This is a genomic window from Variovorax sp. 20P10.2.4, from assembly GCF_058244205.1.
In genome coordinates, this window is the sequence record NZ_JBZAYE010000753.1 from 1 (window position 1) to 3,220 (window position 3,220).

Genomic DNA, 3,220 nt, shown 5'->3' on the forward strand with positions numbered 1-3,220 from the left:
GTGCTGCGCGCAGTAGCTCAGCGCCTGCTGCAGGGCGGTGTCGACGCTGCGCAGCGACAGGCCATAGCGGCTCGCGACCTCGTGCCGCGTCATCTCCTCGATGCGCAGCGCCTCGAGCACCGCGCGATGGCGGCGCGGCAGGCGTTGCATCGCGCGATCCACGGCCTGCAGCCTCGAGCGCGACTCGCTGATCAGCTCGGGCCCCGGCGCCGGGTCGACCAGCTGGTCGAGCTCGATCTCGCCGCCCTGCCGCGCATGGCGGTTGGCGCGCAACTGGTCGACGGCCGCGTTGCAGGCCATGCGGAACACATAGGCCTCGGGCGCCTGCACCGCCTGCGCCACGCCGAGTTCGCCCAGGCGCAGCCAGGTGTCGTGCAGGCAGTCGGCCGCGAGGTCCTGGCAGCCGAGGCGGCGCGCGAGGCGCTGGCGCAGGCGCTCGTAGTTCGCGACCAGGAAGTCGCGCAGCACCGGGCCCTGGGGCGTGCCCTCGGGCCGCTGCAGCGCGTGCTGGATGCTCATGTCCATCGCGGTTCGATCCTTGACCTGGGTTCGGGGCCGCGGTGCGCGGCGAAGCCCTCCCCCGCCCGCGCTGCGCGAAGCAGGCGGGATGCGGGGAGGTCCGTGGCGGGAGCGCTAGCGGTCCTGCAGCAGCCGGCGGCGCTCGTCCTCGGTGAGCCGCGCCAGCTGACCGGGGCGGAAGTCCTGGCCGCGGCCGACCAGCTGCACGAGGTTCGCCGGGTCGTAACGTTCCTTCGGCGGCAGGCTGGCGCCGGTCGAGGACTTGGGCACCTCGTCGCGGCCATCGCGGCCCTCGGGCTGCTCGTTGCCGAAGCCCAGCACGCGCACCGTGAAGACCGAGGGCAAGGCCTGGCGCGCGGCCGTGCGTTCGCGCTGCACCGTGTCCTGCGCCGCCATCGCGGCCTGCGAGGCGGCCGCGCTCGCGTTGGTGAGCGCGCCGACGTTGACCGACGCGATCACCGGCAACCCGGCCGACTCGCCCTTGACCTGGATGTTGGCCGCGTTGACCACCTGCAGCGCCGCGAGGTTCACGTTGCCCGACACGCGAATCCCCGCCTCGCCTGCATCGATGGTGCCCAGCGGCGCGATCAGGTCCACGTCGCCCGGCGGCACTTCCGGAATCGGATCGAGCGTCGCGATGCCGGCCCCGGTGCTCGGCACGTTCGGCGACAGCTTCACGTTGCCCAGCGCGTCGTACTCGCGCTTGGGCGGCGTGTAGACCAGCGTGGTCTTCGAGCCGCGGCCCGCGTTGATGTCGCCCTCGGCCGACCAGCCCAGGATGTCGCCGCCGAAGGTGGTCATGATGCGCGACAGGCCCAGCAGGATGCTGCCCTTGCTGTACATCTGGATGTCGCCCTCGCCCTGCGTGAGCAGGCCGGCGGGCGTGACCTCGTCGCCCGTCGCGGGCACCACGCCTTCCACGCCCACGACCGTGCTGCCGCCCGGCGTCAGGGTCTGGATCGCGCCGCCGGCCACGGTGCGCACGCCGGCATTGGTGCTGGCGCCCTGGAACAGCGTGATGTCGCCGTTGCGCGCCACCGGCCGGCCGGCCGCGTCGAGCGTGGGGAACAGCGCGGCGATGGCCTCGCGGCCGCGCAGGTAGCTGCCGTAGCGCTTGCTGTCCACGTCGTTGTACTCGCGCCCACCGGCCGTGAGTTCGGCATAGAACACCTGGCGCACGAACACGCGCTGCTGCTCGCCGGGCAGCGCTTCGAAATAGCGCAGCGCCCCGGCCGCCGTGCCCGAGAAGCCGAAGCGCTCGCCCAGCCAGGCTGCCAGCTCCGCGTCGTAGGTCTTCGCGACCTTGCCGGGCTGGTCGGCCAGCGCGCCCGAGGCATCGATCAGGTTGGCGGGGTCGAGGTAGCGCTTCGCGAAGCCCGCGACATCGCTCGCGCCCTCGCCCGGCGTGCCCGCGCCCAGGCCGGCCTGCAGCACGATGCCGGCGCCCGGGCGCTTGTCGGCGGCCGAGACCGGCCCGAGGCTGGTGAGGCTCGCGCGGTTGCCCAGGTAGATGTCGCCGCCCGCGCTCACCTCGAGCGTGCCCGGGCCGAGGATCGCGAAGCCGGTGGCGCTGCCCTGGTTGAAGATGTCGCCGCCCGCGGCCACCATCGACACCTCGGCGGCACTGCCGTGCGCGATCAGGCCGCCGCTGTTGACGACGTCGCCGCCGGCCAGCATGCGCAGCGGCTTCGAGGCGAGGAAGTACTGGCCCTGCGTGCCGTCGAAGCTGCTGCCGATGTCGCGGACCTCGCCGATCGCGACGCTCTGGATGTCGCCGCGCAGCGCATAGACGTGCGAGACGGTGCCGCTGCCGGCCATGCTGTCGTCGCTCAGCGTGTTGGGGCCGAACATGAACGGCGTGCCGCCGGTGCCGTTGTAGCGCCCGTTGTAGGGGCTGTAGGCGTTCGCGTAGATGATCAGGTTCGCGATGCCGTCGATCGCCGAGGTGCCGCCGCGCCAGTAGTTGCTCGCGAGCATCGCCGCGTCGTCGAAGTCGCCGGGCGTCATCGCGCGCCAGGCCGGCCGCAGCGGCGTGGCGATGGCGTCGGCCGAGGTGCCCAGCAGGCCGATCGGCGAGCCGGCGTTGCTGGTGTTGTTCGCGCTCACGCCCGACACCCGGTTGCCGGCCAGCAGCTCGAGCTGGCCGGTGGGCGACGGCATCAGGTAGTCGTCCTGCTGCCGGCCCGCGAAGTAGATGCTGCCGCCGGGTGCCACCGCGCGCAGCACCGAGGGCAGGAACGCGGTCGTGGTGTCGGACGCGGTGCCCAGCGGCGAAAGGTTGCCGCCGGCCGAGAACAGCTCAATCGCGGTGGCGTTGGTCCACAGCGTGTACCAGCTCGAGGCGGCGCCCTCGCTGCCGTCGGCCAGGCTGACCCGGGTCTCCAGCCGCTGGATGCCGCGGCCCGGATCGATCACGCCGCGCAGCACCAGGTCGCCCAGCGTCTGCACGCTGACCCGGCCGTCGCCCGGCGCGAACACCGCGCCGCCGCGGCTGGCGGCCGAATAGGCGATGTAGGGATCGAGGCCGCGCGGGTCGTCGTTGAGGCTCACGCTGTAGCTCTTGAGCTGCATCACGCCGAGGCTGGCCGCGCGCAGCGCGGTGTCGCCGCGCAGGTTGGCGTACTGGCCGCCGTAGATCCGGCCGTCGGCCTGCACCGAGAGCAGGCCGCCGCCGGTCTGTGCCACCGTGCCGTCGAGCACG

Annotated in this window: 2 protein-coding genes; both read right to left on the reverse strand. The window is 73.1% G+C overall.

Translation table 11 applies throughout. The features are described 5' to 3' along the window. On the reverse strand, positions 1 to 525 hold a 525-nt coding region (locus AC27VN_RS36925; RefSeq protein WP_490879851.1), incomplete at its 3' end, for an RNA polymerase sigma factor. A gap of 108 nt (positions 526 to 633) precedes the next feature. After that, on the reverse strand, positions 634 to 3,220 hold a 2,587-nt coding region (locus AC27VN_RS36930; protein WP_490879852.1), incomplete at its 5' end, for a filamentous hemagglutinin family protein.